1 protein-coding gene is annotated in these 560 nt (G+C 63.0%); it reads left to right on the plus strand.

Features of this window, described 5'->3' with window-relative positions:
• Positions 1-560 (plus strand): EF-Tu/IF-2/RF-3 family GTPase (locus EYS42_RS16940; protein WP_245503696.1); only part of this gene is annotated, 560 nt, incomplete at both ends.

The following is a 560-nucleotide window of genomic DNA, read 5'->3' on the forward strand; positions in this document are numbered from 1 at the left end:
CACATCCTGCTGTCGCGCCAAGTGGGCGTGCCGTACATCCTGGTCTTCCTGAACAAGGCTGACATGGTGGACGACGCCGAACTGCTGGAACTGGTCGAAATGGAAGTGCGCGAGCTGCTGTCCAAGTACGACTTCCCCGGCGACGACACCCCGATCATCAAGGGTTCGGCCAAGCTGGCCCTGGAAGGCGACACCGGCGAGCTGGGCGAACAAGCCATCATGCGCCTGGCCGAAGCCCTGGACAGCTACATCCCCACGCCTGAGCGCGCTGTGGACGGCACCTTCCTGATGCCCGTGGAAGACGTGTTCTCGATCTCGGGTCGCGGCACCGTGGTGACCGGCCGTATCGAGCGCGGCGTGATCAAGGTTGGCGAAGAAATCGAAATCGTCGGTATCGCTGCCACCCAGAAGACCACCTGCACCGGCGTGGAAATGTTCCGCAAGCTGCTGGACCAAGGTCAAGCTGGCGACAACGTGGGCATCCTGCTGCGCGGCACCAAGCGTGAAGACGTGCAGCGCGGCCAAGTGCTGTGCAAGCCCGGTTCGATCAAGCCGCACAC

This window comes from Aquabacterium lacunae, from assembly GCF_004310865.1.
Taxonomy (GTDB): domain Bacteria; phylum Pseudomonadota; class Gammaproteobacteria; order Burkholderiales; family Burkholderiaceae_C; genus Aquabacterium; species Aquabacterium lacunae.